Consider the following 21,089-nt stretch of genomic DNA (forward strand, 5'->3'; position numbering starts at 1 on the left):
ATGTCACGAAACGGCTGGATACTGGATGCTGGCGATAACGTTCGTTCACGTCGTGGCCGCCGGATCGCGGTCGCGCGCCCGATTGTCGGCTTTGCGGCACCACCGTGCCGTGCAGGGCTTGGAGGCAGTGATGAGTGTGGCTCGGCAGGACGGAGCGCAGGCGGGGACCCCTGGCGCGGCGGGCCGGTCGGGGCCGATCCGTGTCGTGGTGGCCAAGCCGGGGCTGGACGGGCACGACCGGGGCGCCAAGGTCATCGCCCGGGCGCTGCGCGACGCCGGTATGGAGGTCATCTACACCGGGCTGCACCAGACCCCCGAGCAGATCGTCGACACCGCGATCCAGGAGGACGCCGACGCGATCGGGCTGTCCATCCTCTCCGGCGCGCACAACACCCTCTTCGCGAAGGTCATCGCCCTGCTGGCGGAGCGCGACGCGGCGGACATCAAGGTCTTCGGCGGCGGCATCATCCCCGAGGCCGACATTCCCCCGCTGAAGGCCCAGGGCGTCGCCGAGATCTTCACGCCCGGCGCGACCACCGCCTCGATCGTGGAGTGGGTCAACGCGAACGTCCGCCCACTGGCGGTCTGAGGCCCCCGGGGCGACGAGAGTGATCATGGCGCGGACCCGTCGTCCGGGGCCGCCGTAGCGGCATCGGCAGCCGTATCAACGTCGGCAGCCGTATCGACATCGGCGGCAGCAGCGGCATCGGCGGTGGTCGGGCCGATGCCGCCGGCGGCCTTGGCGTCCGGCGGCGGGAGGAGCTCGGCGCGCATCGTGGCGCGCAGCCGGAGCGTGCCGACCAGCCGCTGGAACGCCTCGGACCAGTAGCCGCCGGAGCCGGGCGAGGCGCCCTCGGGCTCGTCGGTGACCGCGGTGAGCATCGCGAGCCGGTCCGCCGCCGCCGGGTCCAGACAGCGCTCGGCCAGGCCCATCACCCCACTGAAACTCCACGGATAGCTGCCGGCGTCCCGGGCGATGTCCAGCGCGTCGACGACGGACCGGCCCAGCGGCTCCGCCCAGGGGACCGCGCACACCCCGAGCATCCGGAACGCGTCCGACAGGCCGTGTGCGGCGATGAACTCCGCCACCCAGCCGGCCCGTTCCCCGTCCGGCAGTACGGTCAGCAGCTTCGTCAGGTCCCGTGTGGAGCCGGCCGGTGCGACCTCGCCGGTCCGGGACGACGCGCCCGGCACACCCAGCAGGGCCCGCGCCCAGGCGGCGTCCCGCTGGCGCACGGCGGCCCGGCACCAGGCGTCGTGCAGCTCGGTCCGCCAGTCGTCGGCCACCGGGAGCGCGACGATCTCCGCCGGACCGCGGCCGCCGAACCGCTCCTCCCAGCCGCCCAGCGGGGTCGCCTCCACCAACTGGCCCAGCCACCAGGACCGTTCACCCCGACCGGAGGGCGGCTTGGGAACCACGCCGTCCCGCTGCATCCCCGCATCGCACTCCTGGGGCGGCTCGACCCGGATCACCGCCTCCTGGCCGGCCGCGGAATCCAGGGTCACGCAGACGTGTGCCCGCTGCGCCATCCTGGCCGCGAGGGCCGAACCGGGCAGCGCGGAGAGCAGCTCGGCGGCGGTGGCCCGGACCGTGCGGCTGCGGTCGGACAGCGCCTGCTCCAGGAAGGGCTCGTCGCCCGCCGTGAGCCCCTCGCGCAGCGAGTCGAGGAACATCAGCCGGTCCTCGGCCCGCTCCGTGGACCAGGTCGTCCGCAGCAGCTCCCGGCCCGCCTCCGGGGCGCGGCGGCGGACCGCCGTCAGCAGGGCCACCCGCTCCGCGAACAGCCCCTCCTCCCACCGCCGCGCGATCTCCTCGGGGGCCTCCCCCTCGGGCAGGACGGCCGCGCCGCCGATCCCCCGGAGCGCGAACTTCCAGGCGTCGTTGAGCCGCGCCAGCCACCGCGCCCGCGGCCCGGCCAGCGCCAGCGCGGCCGGCCGCAGGTCCGTACGGGCCCGGGCGGCGTCGAGCAGCGCGGGCAGCAGGGCCTCCGGGGCGCGGTAGCCGTACTCGTCGGCGGCGGCCAGCCACTGGGGCAGCAGTTCGGTCAGGTCGGGGGCCGCGCCGCGGCGGCTGCCGCCTCCCGTACCGCCGCGGTCGGCGAGCAGCAGGGCGAGCCTGCGGCGCGCCGCGGCCGGCAGCGGCGGCCGCGGGTCGTCCGGTGCCGGGGCCGGCCGCTCACCGGCCGGGGCGGGGCGCAGCGCGCCGCGCCGCCGCACCGTGCTCACCGCGGCCGCGTCCAGCAGGGCCGCCGCCGCACTCTGCCCGGGTCGTACGGTCACCGGGGGCAGCCGCCGCTCGGTGCCCAGCAGCGCCGCGCTCACCAGATCGGGCCAGGGGGCCGGGGCGGTCGCCGGAGGCATCGGAGGCATCGGGGTCGTCGGGGCGGTCGGGTGGGGCTCAGGGCTGGTGGTGGTCGTCATGCCCGTCCTCCAGGCATCGGTGATGGATGGGGTCCTCGGGAGCGCGCGCTCCGGCGCGGCCGGGAATCGGGGTCACAGGGACACCGGGGACGGGTCCCAGGCGGTCAGCGGGAGGAAGCCGCGGTGGCCGCACTCGCCGAAGACCGTGACCGGCGCGCCGCCCGATATGGCGGCCAGCTGCCAGACGCCCGTACCGCCCAGGCAGCGCGGGTCCAACGGCAGTGCCGACTCGCCGTCCGCGTCGGCCAGTTGCCAGCCCCGGCCGTCGCGGCCCGGTATCGGGGTGACGTCGGCGAGCACCACCGGCCAGGAGTCCAGCCAGGGGTCGTCGCGCAGCGCATCGCCGTACGCGGCCAGGGCGGCGTCGATACCGCAGCCCGGCGGCACCGGGCCCGGGACGGCCGGGGCGTACCGCTCGCCCAGGGTGGCGCGCAGCGGGCGGGCTCCGGGGTAGTAGGCGAGGTCCGCGTCGAGGACCAGACCGGGCGGCAGGGCCGGCTCCAGCGGGCGGTTGGTGCCGGCGAACGACAGATGCAGCGCCATCCGGCCGGTGCGCTCGCCGCGCAGGAAGATCCGGCGGGTGGTCAGCCTGCCGTCGTCGCTGTCCTGCTGGGCCAGCACCAGCCAGCGGTCCCGGACCGGCGCCGCGTCGGGGCCGGTCAGTAGCTCCGCCGCGTCCGTGGTCAGCCCGACGCGCGCGCGGACCGTGGCCGCCAGCGGGGCCGGCAGCCGGTCGATGCCGAGGAAGCCCTGATCGAGGAGGTGCAGCAGCGCGCACTCCTCCAGCAGCCGGGCCGGCCAGTCCGCGCCGGACGCCACCACCGCGCCCAACTCCCGCACCCGGGAGGCGAGACCGGGCGCCTGCGCATCGACCATCCGCGCGGCCGTCTCCTCCCACGAGCGTCCCCCGCCGCCGTCACCCGGCGCGCCGCCACCCTCCCGGCCGCCCGCGGCCAGACCGGACTGCAGCAGATCCGCCAGCCGCTGCTCCAGCTCCGTGGCGCCCGCGCCGATCCGCTGCATCCGGCGCTCCGCCCGGCGCCGGGCGGCCTCCGGATCGGCGGGCCCGCGCGAGGCAGCGGCGCCGGACGGCCCGGCCGCCGCCCGCTCCGCGCGCTCCCGGCGCGCGGCCAGCCACTCACCGGCCCACTGCGGCGGCTCGCCGGCCGCCACCGCGCCCTCGTCCCCCGCCCAGAGCAGCAGCAGCCCCAGGGCGTGCTTGCACGGGAACTTACGGCTCGGGCAACTGCACCTGAACGCCGGTCCCTTGACGTCCACGACCGCTTGGTACGGCTTCTTCCCGCTGCCCTTGCACAGCCCCCACACCGCGCTGCCGTCCGCGCCCGTCTCCGACCACGGCCCGGGCGTCGCGAGCTTGCCGCCCGCCTTGCGTGATGCCTCGTCAGGCGCCAGTGCCAGCACCTGATCCGTCGTCCAGCGTTCCCCCTGCGGATTCATGTCTCCGACGCTACGACGGCCCACTGACAATGCCCTTCCTGCGCGGTGAACTCGCAGCTCAGAGACGGTTTTCGGGGCGTTGTCAGTGGTGTGGTGCAGGCTGGGAACAGCAAGCGGCCGGAGGGACTTTTCCCGGGCGTCGGCCGCGGATTCTTGCGACGAGGGGGACCCATGTCCGAGCTCATCAACGACACGACGGACGACACGCACACGACGGCGGAGGGGGCCGGGGGTGGCCAAGTGCTGCGCCCGCACGCCGAGGACAGTTTCGCCGGCGAACTCAAGGCCCTCGCCGCGGCCGACGACCGGCCGCGTCCGGCGCGCTGGCGGCTCTCGCCGTGGGCGGTCGCCACGTACCTGCTCGGCGGCACGCTCGCCGACGGCACGGTCATCACACCCAAATACGTCGGCCCGCGCCGGATCATCGAGGTCGCCGTGACGACCCTCGCGACCGACCGCGCACTGCTCCTGCTCGGTGTGCCCGGCACCGCCAAGACCTGGGTCTCGGAGCATCTGGCGGCGGCGGTCAGCGGCGATTCCACCCTGCTCGTGCAGGGCACCGCCGGCACCCCGGAAGAGGCGATCCGCTACGGCTGGAACTACGCCCGGCTGCTCGCCCACGGCCCCAGCCGGGAGGCCCTGGTGCCCAGCCCGGTGATGCGCGCGATGGCGCAGGGCATGACGGCACGGGTGGAGGAGCTCACCCGGATCCCCGCCGACGTCCAGGACACCCTCATCACGGTCCTCTCGGAAAAGACCCTGCCCATCCCCGAGCTGGGCCAGGAGGTGCAGGCCGTCCGCGGCTTCAACCTGATCGCCACGGCCAACGACCGCGACCGCGGGGTCAACGAACTCTCCAGCGCGCTGCGCCGCCGCTTCAACACCGTCGTCCTGCCGCTGCCCGCGACACCGGACGACGAGGTGGACATCGTCTCGCGGCGGGTCGGCCAGATAGGGCGTTCGCTGGAGCTGCCGCCCGCACCGGAGGGCCTGGAGGAGATCCGCCGGGTCGTCACGGTCTTCCGCGAGCTGCGCGACGGCCTCACCACCGACGGCCGGACCAAGCTCAAGTCCCCGTCCGGCACGCTCTCCACGGCCGAGGCCATCTCGGTGGTGACGAACGGCCTGGCGCTCGCCACCCACTTCGGCGACGGTGTGCTGCGCGCCGGCGACGTGGCCGCGGGCATCCTGGGCGCGGTGGTCCGTGATCCGGCCGCCGACCGGGTCGTCTGGCAGGAGTACCTCGAAACGGTCGTGCGTGAGCGCGACGGCTGGAAGGACTTCTACCGCGCCTGCCGTGAGGTGAGCGCATGAGCACGCACGGCACGAAGGCCCCGCCGGACGGCAGCGGCCCGTTCCTGCTGGGGGTGCGGCACCACGGCCCCGGATCGGCGCGCGCGGTGCGGGCCGCCCTGGAGCAGTGCGCGCCCGCCGCGGTCCTGATCGAGGGCCCGCCGGAGGCCGACGACCTTGTGCCGCTGGCCGCACGGGACGGCATGCGGCCGCCGGTGGCCCTGCTCGCCCATGTGCAGGACGATCCCGGCCGCGCCGCGTTCTGGCCGCTGGCCGAGTTCTCCCCGGAGTGGGTGGCGCTGCGCTGGGCGCTGGAACACGACGTCCCGGTCCGGTTCATCGACCTGCCCGCGGCGCACACCCTCGCGATGACGGACGAGACAGGCGAGACGGGTGAGATGGGTGAGACGAATGAGACGGGTGAGATGGGTGAGACCGACGGTGAAGGCGAAGGGGACGTAGAGCGCGACCTGTCGGGGGAGGAGGCCCGCGGCCGGGACCGGGACCGGGACCAGGACCAGGACCAGGTGCGGGTCGATCCGATCCGGGTGCTCGCCGAGGCCGCCGGGTACGACGACCCCGAGCGCTGGTGGGAGGACGTGGTCGAGCACCGCGCCGGGACCGGAGCCGCCCGCCCGGGACGCCCCGAAGCGGACGCGCTGGCCCCGTTCACGGCGCTGGCCGAGGCGATGGGCGCGCTGCGCGAGACGTACGGCGACGGCGGCCATGACCGTGACCCCGTGCGCGAGGCCCATATGCGGCTCCAACTCCGCGCCGCACGACGGGAGTTCGGTGAGGCGGTCGCCGTGGTGTGCGGGGCCTGGCACGTCCCGGCGCTGCGTCGCCGCAGCACGGTGACCGCCGACCGCCGGCTGCTCAAGGGCCTGCCCAAGGTGAAGACCGCGGTGACCTGGGTCCCCTGGACGCACCGGCGGCTCTCCCGGCGCAGCGGCTACGGCGCCGGCATCGCCTCACCCGGCTGGTACGGCCACCTCTTCAGCGCCCCCGACCGCCCCGTCGAACGCTGGCTGACCAAGGTCGCCGGCCTGCTCCGCGAGGAGGACTACGCGGTCTCGTCCGCACACGTCATCGAGGCGGTGCGGCTCGCGGAGGGGCTGGCCACGGTGCGCGGCCGGCCGCTGGCCGGGCTGACCGAACTGGACGACGCGGTCCGGGCCGTGATGGGCGACGGCTCCGACGCGCCCTCCGCGCTGATCCACGACCGGCTGGTGGTCGGCGAGGTGCTGGGCGAGGTCCCGGAGGACGCCCCGGCGGTACCCCTCCAGCGTGACCTGGCCCGCAGCCAGCGCACCCTGCGGCTCAAACCGGAGGCGCTGGAACGGGAGCTGGAGCTGGACCTGCGCAAGGAGACCGACGGCGGCCGCAGCCGACTGTTGCACCGGCTGCAACTGCTCGGCGTCCCCTGGGGCGAGCCGGTCCGCTCCCGCGGCAGCACCGGCACCTTCCGGGAGACCTGGCGGCTGCGCTGGGAACCGGAGCTGGCCGTGCGGGTCGCCGAGGCCGGCGTCTGGGGCACGACCGTGCGCGCCGCCGCCACCGCCAAGGCCGCCACCGAGGCGCCCGGGGCGGCCGCGCTCGCCGAGGTGACCGCGCTCGCCGAGCGCTGCCTGCTCGCCGGGCTCCCGGACGCCCTGCCGGTGGTGATGCGGGTGCTGTCGGACCGTGCGGCGCTCGACGCGGACGTCGGCCACCTCGCCCAGGCGCTGCCCGCCCTCGTCCGGTCGGTGCGGTACGGCGATGTGCGGGGCACGGACGCCGGGGCGCTCCGCGAGGTCGCCCTCGGCCTGGCCGAGCGGGTCTTCGTCGGCCTGCCACCGGCCTGCCTCGGCCTGGACGCCGACGCCGCCGCGGAAATGCGCACCCACCTCGACGCCACGCACCGCGCGGTCGCCCTGCTCGCCCAGGCGCACGCTGCGTCCGGGCCGAGCTCTGCGCATGAGTCGCAGGGCACGTCGGCGCCGGGCTTTGCGCCGGCGTCGCAGGTGTGGTCGGAATCCGCGAGCGGGGAGGGTGGCGGGCTGCGGGGGCGCTGGGCGGGGGTGTTGCGGGCGGTCAGCGGGCGGGAGGCGGTTCCCGGGCTGATCCGTGGGCGCGCGGCCCGACTCCTGCTGGACGACGGCCCGTTGGGCGCCGACGGGGCCGAGCGGTTGATGGGGCTCGCCCTCTCGCCCGGCACCCCGCCCACCGACGCCGCCGGCTGGATCGAAGGGTTCCTGGGGAGCGGGTCCGGCGGGGACGGCGGCATGCTGCTGGTCCACGACGAACGGCTGCTCGCCCTGGTCGACCGCTGGCTGACCGGCGTGCCGGACACCGCGTTCACGGACGTACTCCCACTGCTGCGCCGCACGTTCGCGGAGTACGAGTCCGGGGTGCGGCGCACGCTCGGTGAACTGATCCGCCGCGGCCCCACGGCACCCTCGCCCGGCCCCACTGGGCCCGCCACCGACGCCGAGCCCGCGCCCGGCTTCGGCCCCGGCCTGGACCGCGACCGCGCCGCCGCCGTCCTGCCCACCCTCCGCCTGCTGCTCGGCATCGAACAACACGGCTTCGACGACTTTGATGACTTCGACGAGGAGCGCCCCGGCACGCACAACGCGCGCAACGACCTGACAGGAGCCATGAGTTGACCGCCCGACTTCCCGGCCCCCAGGCCGGAACCACATCAACCCCCACCGCGGCAGCCACCGGGGCAACCGCCCCATCAGCCACCGCGGCAACCACCCCGGCAACCGCCCCATCAGCCACCGCGGCAACCGTCCCATCAGCCAGCCCGGCAGCCACCCCGGCAACCGCCCTAGCAGCCACCGCGGCCTCACCCTCGGCTCCGGCCCCTGCTTCCGCTTCCGCTCCCGCTTCCGCCTCCGCCCCCGCCTCCGAAGCCGAACGGCTCCGTCGTTGGCGGCTGGTGCTCGGGGGCGGCGGCGCGGACGGTACGGGACATGAGCTGCGCGGGCGGGATGCCGCGATGGACGGGGCGCTGGCCTCGCTCTACGGCCGTGAGAAGGCTCCCGGCGGCCGCGCCCCGGACGGCGGCCGGCGCACCGCCGGACTCGGTGCCTCGGCGCCCGGGGTGGCCCGCTGGCTCGGCGACATCCGGACGTACTTCCCGTCCTCCGTGGTGCAGGTGATGCAGCGGGACGCCATCGACCGGCTCGGGCTCTCCGCGCTCCTCCTGGAGCCGGAGATGCTGGAGGCGGTCGAGGCGGACGTCCATCTCGTAGGCACCCTGCTCTCGCTCAACAAGGTCATGCCGGAGACGACCAGGGAGACCGCACGGGCCGTCGTCCGCAAGGTCGTTGAGCAACTGGAGAAGAAGCTCGCGACCCGCACCCGCGCCACGCTCACCGGCGCGCTGGACCGCTCCGCCCGGATCGCCCGCCCGCGCCACCGCGACATCGACTGGGACCGCACGATCCGCGCCAACCTCAAGAACTACCTCCCCGAGTACCGCACGGTCGTCCCCGAGCGGCTGATCGGCTACGGACGGGCCGCGCAGTCCGTGAAGAAGGACGTGGTGCTCTGCATCGACCAGTCCGGTTCGATGGCCGCCTCGGTCGTCTACGCCTCGGTGTTCGGGGCGGTACTGGCGTCGATGCGGGCGCTGGACACCCGGCTGGTCGTCTTCGATACCGCGGTGGTCGACCTCACGGACCAGCTGGACGACCCGGTCGACGTCCTCTTCGGCACCCAGCTCGGCGGCGGTACGGACATCAACCGCGCGCTCGCCTACTGCCAGTCCCGCATCACCCGCCCCGCCGAAACCGTCGTCGTACTCATCAGCGACCTCTACGAGGGCGGCATCCGGGACGAGATGCTGAAGCGGGTCGCCGCGATGAAGGCGTCCGGGGTGCAGTTCGTGACGCTGCTCGCGCTGTCCGACGAGGGCGCGCCGGCCTACGACCGGGAGCACGCTGTGGCCCTCGCGGCCCTGGGCGCGCCGGCGTTCGCCTGTACGCCTGATCGGTTTCCGGACGTGATGGCGGCTGCGTTGGAGAAACGCCCGCTGCCCATACCGGACATGACGGAGCAACGGTGACAGGCGCGCCGGAAGGAGTTGCAGGGCACCTGGCGATTCATGCAAGGATCAGGACATCGCTCGATCGCCCGCGATGTGGGTGACCCCGAGGCTTATGCCCGGGTGTCCCTCCCACCAGCTAGCGCTGGGCGGTACCTCCAGCCCCGCATCCGTACGGGAAGGCCCCTCCTTGTCTGCTGCGTTCGCTCTGCCCGGACCTGTGCGCCTGTCGCGCACGGTGGCCGTGCGGCGCGCGCTGCTGGCGGGGCTCTTCCTGATGGGCTTCGCCGTGCTCGGCTTCGCCTTCGGACCCGGCGCCCATGCCGACGACCGTGCGAGCTCGCCGGTGCCGTCCGGAGCCACCTCCCCGGCGCAGACGCACCCGCAGATGCACCCGCACCCGCAGATGCCCGCGCAGACGCAGACGCAGACGCAGACGTGCACGCACACGCAGGCGCCGACCGCCCGCGAGCGGACCACCACGGACCGGACGGCTACGGACCGGACCACCGCGGCCCGGACCGCCAAGGGCCGGAGCGCGGGCACCACTGACCGGGCCGCCGCAGACCGGACCAGTACGGACCGGTCGACCGCGGGCCGGGCGACCCCGTACCGGGCCGCCACCCGGTACGGGTCCGCCGAGTGCGCGGGCCATGAGTCCTGGGCGCACCGCTCGGCCGGCTCCGGTACGTCCAGGACGTCTGGCACGTCCGGCACGTCCGGTACGGCCGTCGAGCAGGAGGGCGCCGCAGCCGGCGCCCGGATCACCGGGCACGCGGGCAGCGCCGGCAGCGAACTCGCCGACGGCGTAAGGCCCGCCGCCGAGCAGGCCGGGCCGGTCGCCGGCAGGGTTACCCGCCCCGTGACCGGTGCCGTGGGCGAGATCGGCGACGCGTTCGGCGGTGCGCTGCCCGTGCAACTGCCGTCCGTCGAGCGCCCGGGCCGGCCCGGCTACGGCGGTGGCTTGCCGCACGGCAGTGGCTTGGCCGGCGGTGGCGTGACCGGCGGCGACCGGCCGTCCGGTGCGCGGACCGGGGCTCCGGCTGGCGGCTTCCGCGTCGTCCCGTCGACGCACTGCGTCCGGGGGGAGGCCCAGCAGGCCGCCCCGGACCTGCCGTCCGCCGTCTCCGGTCAGCGCGACGCGGACCGCCGCGGCCTGCCGGAGCAGCAGTTCCCGCAGGGGCCGACGGCGCCCGCTCCGCACTCCGCCGGCGACCAGCAGGGTCCCCGCGGCGGGGACCAGCACGCCGCCGCACCGGCGGACGCACCGCGCTTCCGGCTGCTGCCCGGTGGCGTCCGTACGGCCGACGGCGCCCCGACGCGTCGCCGTGCCGAAGAAATCCTCGAATTCCCGGGCTAGGGCAGACCGCTCCGCGTCTCCACTGGACCTGCCGCGCGGGGGCGGGACAGGTCTGCCCTTCACACCCTCCTGAATTCAAAGGACTTCACCTTCATGCGTACGAACATCCGTCGTGCGGTCGTCGTCGCCGCTGCCGCCACCGGCCTGTGGGCCCTCGGGTCGGTCGCCGCCAACGCGGCCGAACTGCCCGTCGGCACCTCGAAGCTGCCCGCCACCGGTGCGGTGACCGGTGCCACTCAGCAGCTGCCCACCGGTGACGTGACCGGTACGGCGACCAAGGCCGCGCGCACCGCCACCGCCACCGCGACCGCGACCGGCACCCCCGCGGGCACCGCGCAGAAGACCGTTGGCGACGTGGCGGGCAAGGCCACCGGCGTCCTCGGCGGCGGGGTGCCCACCCAGGGCCTGCCCACGTCCGGCACCGGACTGCTGACCAAGGCCGCCGACGTGCAGCCCACCAAGCAGATCAAGCAGCCCAAGCACGCCACGAAGGCCACGAAGGCCACGAAGGCCAAGCAGGCGAAGAAGGCCCTCAGGGCCGCCAAGAAGACCGCCGGCGCCACGGACCTCGGCGCGACCGGCCGCCTCACGGAAGGCACGCCGCCCGCCGCCTTGGCGCTGCCCGCCGCCCCGGCACTGCCCGGCGTCCCGGCGCTGTCCGCCGCTCCCGGCGTACCCGCCGCGGAGCTGCCCGGCGGTCTGCCCACCGTTCCCTCGACCCCGGCGCTGCCCAAGGCCCCCGGGTCCGCCGACAACCTGCTGGCCGGGCTGGCTGGGCTGGCCGGTGCCGGCACCCGTTCAGAGCAGCTGACGCAGCGGGTCACCGACGTCGTGACCGACGGCAAGGCCACCGTCACCCAGGCCGTCGCCGGTGTCCGGGGCGCGGCCCCGGCGCAGGCAGTCCCGGCCGTGCCCGGTGACCTGACCGGCGCGGCCGGCATCCCGGCGCTGCCGGTCCTGTCGGTCCTGCCGGTCCTGCCGGCTCTTCCGGCCCAGGGCGTCTGAGGCCGGTAGGCCGAACTCACCGGTTCCGGCCGCGGCGGCGGCCAGGCTCCGGAGCCCCCCGAAAGCAGCCGGGCGGTCCTCTGTGGGGGAGGGCCGCCGGGCCTCGGCCCCCGGTTCCGGCCGCGGCGGCGGCCGGGTACCGGGGCGTCCCGAAAACAGCCGGGTATCGGGGGCCCCGAAAACAGCTCAGGTTCTGGCCGCGGCGGCGGCCAGGCACCGGGCACCCGAAAGCAGCCGGGCGGTCCTCTGTGGGGGAGGGCCGCCGGGCCTCGGCCCCCGGTTCCTGCCGCGGCGGCGGCCGGGTACCGGGGTACTCCGAAAGCAGCCGGGCACCGGGGCACCCCGAATACAGCTCAGGCCCCGGCCGCGGCGGCGGTCGGTAACGGGGCACCCGAAAGCAGCCGGGCGGTCCTCTGTGGGGGAGGGCCGCCGGGCCTCGGCCCCCGGTTCCGGCCGCGGCGGCGGCCGGGTACCGGGGCGTCCCGAAAACAGCCGGGTATCGGGGGCCCCGAAAACAGCTCAGGTTCTGGCCGCGGCGGCGGCCAGGCACCGGGCACCCGAAAGCAGCCGGGCGGTCCTCTGTGGGGGAGGGCCGCCCGGCCTCGGCCCCCGGTTCCTGCCGCGGCGGCGACCGGGCACCGGAGCACCCCGAAAGCAGCCGGGTACCGGGGCACCCCGAGAACAGCTCAGCCCCGGCCGCGGCGGCGGCCAGGCACCGGAGCACCCCGAAAGCAGCCGGGCACCAGGGCACCCCGAATACAGCTCCGGCCCCGGCCGCGGCGGCGGTCGGTAACGGGGCACCCGAAAGCAGCCGGGCGGTCCTCTGTGGGGGAGGGCCGCCCGGCTTCGGTGTGTTCGGGGTCGGGAAGCTTCGGCATAAACGCCGGTACGGGCGGGTGAGCGCACCGTGAAATCGAGAAAAACGAGAAAAAGGGGAGGAGAGCGGCGAGTGCGACGAAGCCTCGGCCGCTCGGTCACCGGTCGCGGCCTTCTCCTGCGTGAGCCGTCAACTCGCCGATCAGTAAGCGGAGTTGAGGGGCCGTGGGGGCCCGGCCCCGGGGCGGTGCCGGCCTGTGATTCGCGTGCCGGAAAGCGGGTGGGGACCGAGCGTGGCCAAAGGATCTGTGACCGTAATCACCGCTGGAGTGTGATCTGCGATTTAGGACCTCAAGTGCTGCGGCGATAACCTGCGAGACGGACATGCCGCGTATCCGGTCACCGTGTATACGCCTCCCCTGTGACAGCGCCGTCACGTTGCCCTTCGCGGCACGCCCATCGCAGACAACGAACCGCGATCACTACGGCGATTCTGAGAAGACAAGGGACGGACGCGCGTGGACCTGTTCGAGTACCAGGCGAGGGACCTCTTCGCCAAGCACGGTGTACCGGTGCTGGCCGGTGAAGTCATCGACACGCCTGAGGCGGCCCGCGAGGCGACCGAGCGGCTGGGCGGCAAGTCCGTCGTCAAGGCGCAGGTGAAGGTCGGCGGCCGCGGCAAGGCCGGTGGCGTCAAGCTGGCCGCGACCCCGGACGAGGCCGTCGCCCGCGCGACGGACATCCTCGGCATGGACATCAAGGGCCACACGGTCCACAAGGTGATGATCGCCGAGACCGCGCCGGAGATCGCCGAGGAGTACTACGTCTCGTACCTCCTCGACCGCACCAACCGCACCTTCCTGGCCATGGCCTCGGTGGCCGGCGGCATGGACATCGAGGAGGTCGCCGCGACGACCCCCGAGAAGCTCGCCAAGGTCCCGGTCGACGCCAACGAGGGCGTCTCCATCGAGAAGGCCCGCGAGATCGTCGCCCAGGCGCAGTTCCCGGCCGAGGTCGCCGAGAAGGTCGCCGAGGTCCTCGTCACCCTGTGGAAGACCTTCATCGCCGAGGACGCGCTCCTCGTCGAGGTCAACCCGCTCGCCAAGGTCGCCAGCGGTGACGTCATCGCCCTCGACGGCAAGGTGTCCCTGGACGCCAACGCCGAGTTCCGCCAGCCGGAGCACGAGGCCCTGGAGGACAAGGACGCAGCCAACCCGCTCGAGGCTGCCGCCAAGGCCAAGGGTCTGAACTACGTCAAGCTCGACGGCCAGGTCGGCATCATCGGCAACGGCGCGGGTCTCGTCATGAGCACCCTGGACGTCGTCGCCTACGCCGGCGAGAACCACAACAACGTCAAGCCCGCCAACTTCCTCGACATCGGCGGCGGTGCCTCCGCCGAGGTCATGGCGAACGGCCTGGAGATCATCCTCGGCGACCCGGACGTGAAGTCCGTGTTCGTCAACGTCTTCGGTGGCATCACCGCCTGTGACGAGGTCGCCAAGGGCATCGTGCAGGCCCTGGAGCTGCTCAAGTCCAAGGGCGAAGAGGTCACCAAGCCCCTGGTCGTGCGCCTCGACGGCAACAACGCGGAGCTGGGCCGCCAGATCCTGTCGGACGCCAACCACCCGCTGGTGCAGCGCGTGGACACCATGGACGGCGCGGCCGACAAGGCCGCCGAGCTGGCCGCTAAGTAAGAGGGACGAGGACACTAACAACCATGGCTATCTTCCTCACCAAGGAAAGCAAGGTCATCGTCCAGGGCATGACCGGTGCCACTGGCATGAAGCACACCAAGCTGATGCTGGGTGACGGCACCAACATCGTCGGCGGTGTCAACCCGCGCAAGGCCGGCACCTCCGTCGACTTCGACGGCACCGAGGTCCCGGTCTTCGGTTCCGTCAAGGAAGCGATGGAGAAGACGGGCGCCGACGTCTCCGTGCTCTTCGTCCCGCCGGCCTTCGCCAAGGCCGCCGTCGTCGAGGCGATCGACGCCGAGATCCCGCTGGCCGTCGTGATCACCGAGGGCATCGCGGTCCACGACTCCGCCGCCTTCTGGGCGTACGCGAAGGCCAAGGGCAACAAGACCCGCATCATCGGCCCGAACTGCCCCGGTCTGATCACCCCCGGCCAGTCCAACGCCGGCATCATCCCGGGCGACATCACCAAGCCCGGCCGCATCGGTCTGGTGTCGAAGTCCGGCACGCTGACCTACCAGATGATGTACGAGCTGCGCGACATCGGCTTCTCGTCGGCCGTCGGCATCGGCGGTGACCCGGTCATCGGCACCACGCACATCGACGCGCTCGCCGCGTTCGAGGCCGACCCGGAGACCGACCTGATCGTGATGATCGGCGAGATCGGCGGCGACGCCGAGGAGCGTGCGGCCGACTTCATCAAGGCCAACGTCACCAAGCCGGTCGTCGGCTACGTCGCGGGCTTCACCGCGCCCGAGGGCAAGACCATGGGCCACGCCGGCGCCATCGTCTCCGGCTCCTCCGGCACCGCCCAGGCGAAGAAGGAGGCCCTGGAGGCCGCCGGCGTCAAGGTCGGCAAGACCCCGTCGGAGACCGCGCGGCTGGCCCGCGAGATCCTCGGCGGCTGACCTCGGCCGAGCCCGGCAGACGTTCCTGCCGGCCTCGCGGCGTCGGCACCGCCGGACCCGTCCTGCGGCGCAGTGCTCGCCGTGAAACCGGACGCGGGCCCGTACCCCTGGTGGGTGCGGGCCCGCGCCCGTTTCCGGGGGCCGGTCAGCGCACCTCGGGCAGGAGCCGGGCCTGGTCCGGGTGGGTGCGGTGCACGGACCGGTGCGTGTCGGGCCGGGGTTGCCGGGTGGCCGGTGCCTTCGCGACCGGCGGTACCGGCGGCCCGGCGTAGTGGTCCGGCGTGGCGACCGCGACGGACAGGGTGACCAGCGCGAACAGTCCGGTCAGCCCGAACGCGGCGCGGGTCGTCCGGCGGGCGCTGCGCTCGCCGCCGGCCCGTACCTGCGCACCGGTCGGCGGCGGCTCCCCGGTGGCGGGCCCGTCGTCCGCCGGGCCGGTGAGGAGGGCGGTCAGCCGGTCCCGCAGGAGCGCGCCCTGCCGCGCCGGCGGCTGTCCGGCGAGGCCCAGTTCGGGAAGCCGGGCGGCTAGCAGGTCCCGGGCGTGGGTGAGCCGGCCGGCCGTGGCCCGGGTGCTGGCCTCGACCTCGGCGGCGGTCGCGTGGAGGCCGAGCCCGAGGCCGTCGTGCAGCAGCAACACCCGCCGGTACGGGGCGGGCAGCGCGGTGAGCGCCTCCCGCAGCGCACGGTCCGCGTCGTCCGGGAGCGCCACACTGTCGGCCGTCCGTTCTCCCGGCAGCAGGCGGTGCCACGGCCGGAGCGCGTGGTCGTACACCGCGGCCCGCACCCAGCCCGCCGGGTCCGGGGCCACCGCGACCTCCGGCCACCGCTGCCAGGCCAGCTGGAAGCCGCGCCGCACGGCCCGCCGGGCGAGCCGCGGCTGCCCGGTGAGCAGGTACGCCTGCCGGGTCAGCGCGGCGGCGTGCCGGGTGTGCAGCGCGTCGAAAGCGGTGGCGGCGGGGGACCGCCCGGTGGCGGGCGGGGAGGCGTGCGCGGTCATGCACAGCAGTGTGGAAAGCGGCAAACGGGCATCAGTCGCGACACGTGCGACACGACGATCATTTCGCCGGTACGTGGTGGAAATTCGCTTTCTTGGCAGCATGGCGGCGTGAGCGAGTACCTCGGCAGCGGCCCCGCATGGTCCCCGTCCGGCCGGCCCGCGACCCGGCGCTCCTCCGCGCTCGGCGCCGCCTTCCTCGGCGGGGTGACCGCGGCCGGCCTCGGCCTCGGCGCGCTGACGGTCGCGGTGCTGCTGCTGTGGGTCGCCGCCCCCTACCCCGACACCAGCCTGTCCCGGGCGCTGCACCTCGCCGCGGACCTGTGGCTGCTGGCGCACGGCGGGGGCCTCCTACGGGACGTGCCGCACTCGGCCGTTGCGGCGCCGGTGGCGCTCACCCCGCTGCTGCTCGCCGTCCTGCCGGTGTGGCTGCTGCACCGGGCCGCCCGGCACACCCTGGCCACCGCGGACGACCCCGGTCCGGCGGCCGGCCCGACGTCGCCGCGCACCCTGCTCGGCGCGCTGCTCACCGGATATCTGCTGGTCGCGGGCGCTGCCCTGGGTTACGCCTCGGTGGGCCGGCTGGCCGCCGACCCGCTCAGCGCGCTGCTGTACGTTCCGGGCACCGCGGTCGCCACGATGGCCGTCACCACCTGGCGGGTGCTGGGGCACGGCGGCGCCGCCCTGCTGCCCGAGGGCGTCCAGCGAATCTTGGCGAAGGTGCCGCGCCGACTGCTGACCGTCCTCGGCGGCAACCGCCTCGCCGCCGCCCGTCGGGCCGCCGGCGCGGGCCTCGTGGCGCTGCTGGTGGGCGGCGCCCTGCTGACTCTCGTCGGGCTCGCGGTGCACGGCGGCCGGGTGCGCCACGACCTCCTGACGCTCGCACCGGACTGGGCGAGCCGCGCCACGGTGCTGCTGCTGTGCCTGCTGCTGCTCCCGAACGCGGCGGTCTGGGGCGCCGCCTACGGGCTGGGGCCCGGCTTCACGCTGGGCGCCGGCAGCACGATCGGCCCGCTGGGCGCCTCGGCGCACCCCCCGGTGCCGCTGCTGCCGTTGCTCGGCGGGGTGCCGGAGGTGGGCCCGGGAACGCCGCTGACCTGGGCGGTGGCCGTGCTGCCGGTGGCCGCAGGGATCTGGCTCGCCCGCTCGGTGGCCCGTATGGCGACCGACTCCGGCTCCGCGGACGAGCCTTGGGCCAAGTCCTGGCCGGCGCCCTGGCCGTGGCGGCGGACGGCCGGTGTCGCGGCGTTCGCGGCCCTGCTGTGCGGTGTCGGCGCGGCGGTGCTGGCGGGTCTGGCCGGCGGGGCGCTGGGGCACGGCGCGCTCGCCGCGTTCGGCCCGAGCGGCTGGCGCACCGGCCTCGCGGCGGTCGCCTGGTCCGCCCTCACCGGTGGCCCCGGCGCCCTCGCCGTGCGCTCCTGGCAGCTCCGGCGCGCCCGGAAAGCGGCACCGGCGGACGGCGGGAACGCGACGACGACCGGCGGGACGGGCGGGGAGGCGACAACGGGCGGGGAAGCGGCCACGGGCGAGGAGACGACGAAGGACCCGAAGGCGCCGACAGCGGAAGAGGCGGCGGCCGAGGGTGAGGAGACGGCCGAGGGGGAGGCGACGGCCGACGGCAAGGCGGCGGCCGCCGCGGCTCCCGGGGGCTGAGCGACCGGGGCGGTCGCCGTGCCCGCTGATTACTCCTGCACGCTCAGCAGCGGCCGCAGTTCCTTCGGCAGGAGCTTCTCGCAGGTCTTGCCGGACGACTGTGTCAGGGCGTCGTTCACGCAGGTGAAGTAGTCGCGGTAGACGATCTGGACGGTGAACGTCGCGGCCACCAGCATCAGCGCGAGCGAGGCGGTCACCAGGCCCCCGACGGCGGCGGTGACCTGCGGCCGGGTGGTGGCCGGCGCGCCGGGGCGCGGGCCCTGGGCGGACGGCCGGTGGGGGGCGGGGCGGCCCTCCATGGCGGCGGTGGTCGCCGATGCGGTGGCCTTGGCCGGGTCCGGCTTGGCGCGCAGCGCGCTGATGCCCCAGTAGATCGCCAGCGCGCCGAGCAGCAGGGCGACCTCGGAGAGGCTGAAGAGCACGAAGAAGAACGCCCACATGCCGGCCAGCAGGGCGTAGCGGGCCCGGCGCTGGGCCGGGTCGGTGGGGTCCCAGCGGAGGTTGCCGGGGCCGCCGGGGCCGCCGCCGGGCTGGCCGTTGCGGCTGCCCGGGCGGGTGCCGAAGCCGCCGCTCTGCCGGCCCGGCTGCCGGGGGCTCCACTGGCTGCCCCAGCTCGGCGCCGGCTCGTCCGGTCCCGGCTGCGGCCGGTCGCCGCCGTCCTGCCCCTGGCCCTGGCCCTGCCCCTCTTCCTGGTCCTGGTCCTGGCCCTGGGCGTACGGGGCCGGGTGCCGGGGCCGCCATTCCTGGTCGGGGGTTCCGGCCGGCGGCGGCGCGAACGGGTTGTCGCGGTCGGGGCCCGGCGAGGACGGGCCGGGGGACGACGTCATGCGGCCGCGCGGCAGCACCACCACCCCGGGGGCGGTGGCGGGCCGGGGGTGCCTCCCAGCGGTGGCCGGGGGAGGGAGCAGGAGGGCCGCGCGGCGGCGTCGGTCCGTCATCTGGAGTGTGTCTTCCCCTTGTCTCGTCCGTACGCGGGCCTTCGCGACCGGCGGCCGGATACCACGAACTGCGTGCAGTCTCACGCCCGACGCTACCTCCCGTGCCCGCCCCCGTCCCGCGGGGGCCGCTCGGTGTGCCGGTATCGTTGCTGACGGTCGGCGCCTTCGTAGGGTTCCCCGGATTTGCGGTACCCGCGGCCTTGTACGACCACACAAAGCATGTGAGCTCACTGCACGCGAGATCGAGAAAGAGCCCCGCCGTGGCTTCGTCCCCGCCCCCCGCCCCGCCCGCCCGACCCGCCGGGCCCGCCCGACCGGCGCGCCTCGTCGTGCTCGTCTCCGGTTCCGGTACGAACCTGCAGGCCCTGCTGGACGCCATCGCCGCCCGCGGGGCCGAGGAGTACGGCGCCGAGATCGTGGCCGTGGGCGCGGACCGCGGTGACATCGCCGGCCTGGAGCGGGCCGAGAAGGCGGGCCTGCCGACCTTCGTCTGCCGGGTCAAGGACCACGGCACCCGCGCGGAGTGGGATGCCGCGCTGACCGCGGCGACCGCCGCGTACGAGCCGGACCTGGTGGTGTCGGCCGGCTTCATGAAGATCCTGGGCAAGGAGTTCCTGGCCCGGTTCGGCGGCCGGACGGTCAACACCCACCCGGCGCTGCTGCCGAGTTTTCCCGGTGCCCACGGTGTGCGCGATGCGCTCGCGTACGGCGCGAAGGTCACCGGATGCACCGTCCACTTCGTCGACGACGGGGTCGACACCGGGCCGATCATCGCGCAGAGCGTGGTCGAGATCCGGGACGAGGACGATGAAGCCGCGCTGCATGAGCGCATCAAGGAAGTCGAGCGATCGCTGCTCGTCGAGGTCGTGGGGCATCTGGCCCGGCACGGCTACCGCATTGAGGGACGAAAGGTACGTATCTCGTGACCGCCGAAGGTACGAAGCGGCCCATCCGCCGCGCGCTGGTCAGCGTCTACGACAAGTCCGGGCTGGAGGAGCTGGCCCAGGGCCTGCACGCGGCGGGCGTCGAGCTCGTCTCGACCGGGTCGACGGCCGGGAAGATCGCCGCCGCCGGGGTCCCGGTCACCAAGGTCGAGGAGCTGACGGGCTTCCCCGAGTGCCTCGACGGCCGGGTCAAGACCCTGCACCCGAAGGTGCACGCCGGCATCCTGGCCGACCTGCGCCTGGACGCCCACCGGCAGCAGCTGGCGGAGCTGGGCGTGGAGCCGTTCGACCTGGTGATCGTGAACCTCTACCCGTTCCGGGAGACCGTCGCCTCCGGCGCCACCCCCGACGAGTGCGTCGAGCAGATCGACATCGGCGGCCCCTCGATGGTCCGGGCCGCCGCCAAGAACCACCCCTCGGTCGCGGTCGTCACCAGCCCGGCCCGGTACGCCGACGTGCTCGCCGCGGTCCGTGACGGCGGCTTCGACCTGACCGCCCGCAAGCGGCTGGCCGGGGAGGCCTTCCAGCACACCGCCGCCTACGACGTGGCCGTGGCGGGCTGGTTCGCGGACGACTACGCGGCGGCCGACGACAGCGGCTTCCCCGACTTCCTCGGTGCGACGTACGCGCGCAAGAACGTGCTGCGCTACGGCGAGAACCCGCACCAGGGCGCCGCGCTGTTCGTGACCGGCGAGGGCGGGCTGGCCGAGGCCGAGCAGCTGCACGGCAAGGAGATGTCGTACAACAACTACACGGACACCGACGCCGCGCGCCGGGCCGCGTACGACCACGCCGAGCCCTGTGTGGCCATCATCAAGCACGCCAACCCGTGCGGCATCGCGATCGGCGCGGACGTCGCCGAGGCGCACCGCAGGGCGCACGCCTGCGACCCGGTCTCCGCGTACGGCGGCGTGATCGCCGTCAACCGCCCGGTGTCGGTGGCGATGGCCGAGCAGGTCGCCGAGATCTTCACCGAGGTCATCGTGGCGCCCGGCTACGAGGACGGTGCGGTCGAGGTCCTCGCCCGGAAGAAGAACATCCGGGTGCTCCGCGCCGAGGGCGCCCCGGCCGCCCCGGTCGAGGTCAAGCAGATCGACGGCGGTGCGCTGCTGCAGGTCACCGACCGGCTCCAGGCCGACGGTGACGACCCGGCCAACTGGACGCTGGCGGCCGGCGAGGCGCTGGCGCCGGAGCAGCTGGCCGAGCTGGCGTTCGCCTGGAAGGCGTGCCGCGCGGTGAAGTCCAACGCGATCCTGCTCGCCAAGGACGGCGCCTCGGTGGGCGTCGGCATGGGCCAGGTCAACCGCGTCGACTCCTGCAAGCTGGCCGTCGAGCGGGCCGGCGAGGAGCGCGCCCGGGGCTCGTACGCGGCCTCCGACGCCTTCTTCCCGTTCCCCGACGGCCCGGAGATCCTCATCGCGGCCGGCGTCCGGGCGATCGTCCAGCCGGGCGGTTCGATCCGGGACGAGCTGGTCGTCGAGGCCGCCAAGAAGGCCGGCGTGACGATGTACTTCACCGGCGCCCGGCACTTCTTCCACTGAGCGCCACATACGGCCAAGGGCCGCACCC

Annotated in this window: 15 protein-coding genes; 11 read left to right on the forward strand and 4 right to left on the reverse strand. The window is 74.7% G+C overall.

Annotated elements, in window-relative coordinates; all coding sequences use genetic code 11:
- Window positions 1-130 precede the first annotated feature (130 nt).
- Window positions 131-589, forward strand: a complete 459-nt coding sequence (locus AB0E02_RS16200) for a cobalamin B12-binding domain-containing protein (protein ID WP_051823727.1) — start codon at window positions 131-133, stop codon at window positions 587-589.
- Between the two features lie 23 nt (window positions 590-612).
- Here AB0E02_RS16200 and AB0E02_RS16205 read toward each other — a convergent pair whose 3' ends face one another.
- Window positions 613-2,370, reverse strand: coding sequence for a DUF5691 domain-containing protein (locus AB0E02_RS16205; protein ID WP_362139715.1), 1,758 nt, complete (start codon window positions 2,368-2,370; stop codon window positions 613-615).
- A gap of 123 nt (window positions 2,371-2,493) precedes the next feature.
- The gene (locus tag AB0E02_RS16210) at window positions 2,494-3,879 is read right to left on the reverse strand and encodes an SWIM zinc finger family protein (protein ID WP_362139548.1); all 1,386 of its coding nucleotides are present in this window, start codon (window positions 3,877-3,879) and stop codon (window positions 2,494-2,496) included.
- 171 nt (window positions 3,880-4,050) lie between these two features.
- On the opposite strand from AB0E02_RS16210, the gene AB0E02_RS16215 reads away from it, so the two are divergent.
- The 7 genes from AB0E02_RS16215 to sucD all read left to right on the forward strand — a co-directional run bounded on the left by AB0E02_RS16215 (window position 4,051) and on the right by sucD (window position 14,991).
- Window positions 4,051-5,193, forward strand: coding sequence for an AAA family ATPase (locus AB0E02_RS16215; protein ID WP_362139550.1), 1,143 nt, complete (start codon window positions 4,051-4,053; stop codon window positions 5,191-5,193).
- A complete protein-coding gene (locus AB0E02_RS16220; RefSeq protein WP_362139552.1) occupies window positions 5,190-7,820 on the forward strand; it encodes a DUF5682 family protein in 2,631 nt (876 codons plus the stop codon). The genes AB0E02_RS16215 and AB0E02_RS16220 overlap by 4 nt, the downstream gene beginning before the upstream one ends.
- A gap of 275 nt (window positions 7,821-8,095) precedes the next feature.
- Entirely contained in the window at window positions 8,096-9,229 is a 1,134-nt protein-coding gene (locus AB0E02_RS16225; RefSeq protein ID WP_362139717.1) for a VWA domain-containing protein, read from the forward strand.
- Window positions 9,230-9,398: 169 nt separating this feature from the next.
- The gene (locus AB0E02_RS16230) at window positions 9,399-10,568 is read left to right on the forward strand and encodes a hypothetical protein (protein ID WP_362139554.1); all 1,170 of its coding nucleotides are present in this window, start codon (window positions 9,399-9,401) and stop codon (window positions 10,566-10,568) included.
- A gap of 93 nt (window positions 10,569-10,661) precedes the next feature.
- On the forward strand, window positions 10,662-11,573 hold the full coding sequence (locus AB0E02_RS16235) for a hypothetical protein (protein WP_362139557.1): 912 nt from the start codon (window positions 10,662-10,664) through the stop codon (window positions 11,571-11,573).
- Between the two features lie 1,334 nt (window positions 11,574-12,907).
- Entirely contained in the window at window positions 12,908-14,083 is a 1,176-nt protein-coding gene (gene sucC, locus AB0E02_RS16240; RefSeq protein ID WP_362139560.1) for an ADP-forming succinate--CoA ligase subunit beta, read from the forward strand.
- A 23-nt stretch (window positions 14,084-14,106) separates the two neighbouring features.
- Window positions 14,107-14,991 carry a succinate--CoA ligase subunit alpha gene (gene sucD / locus AB0E02_RS16245; RefSeq protein ID WP_362139562.1) on the forward strand — a complete coding sequence of 295 codons (885 nt, stop codon included), beginning with the start codon at window positions 14,107-14,109 and terminating at the stop codon, window positions 14,989-14,991.
- 145 nt (window positions 14,992-15,136) lie between these two features.
- On the opposite strand, the gene AB0E02_RS16250 is transcribed toward sucD, so the two are convergent.
- A complete protein-coding gene (locus AB0E02_RS16250) occupies window positions 15,137-15,988 on the reverse strand; it encodes a hypothetical protein (protein ID WP_362139564.1) in 852 nt (283 codons plus the stop codon).
- Between the two features lie 108 nt (window positions 15,989-16,096).
- Here AB0E02_RS16250 and AB0E02_RS16255 point away from each other — a divergent pair, with 108 nt between their 5' ends.
- The gene (locus AB0E02_RS16255) at window positions 16,097-17,638 is read left to right on the forward strand and encodes a DUF6350 family protein (RefSeq protein WP_362139566.1); all 1,542 of its coding nucleotides are present in this window, start codon (window positions 16,097-16,099) and stop codon (window positions 17,636-17,638) included.
- A gap of 29 nt (window positions 17,639-17,667) precedes the next feature.
- On the opposite strand, the gene AB0E02_RS16260 is transcribed toward AB0E02_RS16255, so the two are convergent.
- Window positions 17,668-18,576, reverse strand: a complete 909-nt coding sequence (locus AB0E02_RS16260) for a hypothetical protein (protein ID WP_362139568.1) — start codon at window positions 18,574-18,576, stop codon at window positions 17,668-17,670.
- A gap of 260 nt (window positions 18,577-18,836) precedes the next feature.
- Here AB0E02_RS16260 and purN point away from each other — a divergent pair, with 260 nt between their 5' ends.
- Together purN and purH are read left to right on the forward strand one after the other, a co-directional pair.
- Entirely contained in the window at window positions 18,837-19,502 is a 666-nt protein-coding gene (gene purN / locus AB0E02_RS16265) for a phosphoribosylglycinamide formyltransferase (protein WP_362139571.1), read from the forward strand.
- Window positions 19,499-21,061, forward strand: coding sequence for a bifunctional phosphoribosylaminoimidazolecarboxamide formyltransferase/IMP cyclohydrolase (gene purH / locus AB0E02_RS16270; RefSeq protein WP_362139572.1), 1,563 nt, complete (start codon window positions 19,499-19,501; stop codon window positions 21,059-21,061). The genes purN and purH overlap by 4 nt, the downstream gene beginning before the upstream one ends.
- Window positions 21,062-21,089 lie beyond the last annotated feature (28 nt).

The sequence above is a fragment of the Streptomyces sp. NPDC048196 genome, assembly GCF_040652715.1.
GTDB lineage: Bacteria > Actinomycetota > Actinomycetes > Streptomycetales > Streptomycetaceae > Streptomyces > Streptomyces siderophoricus.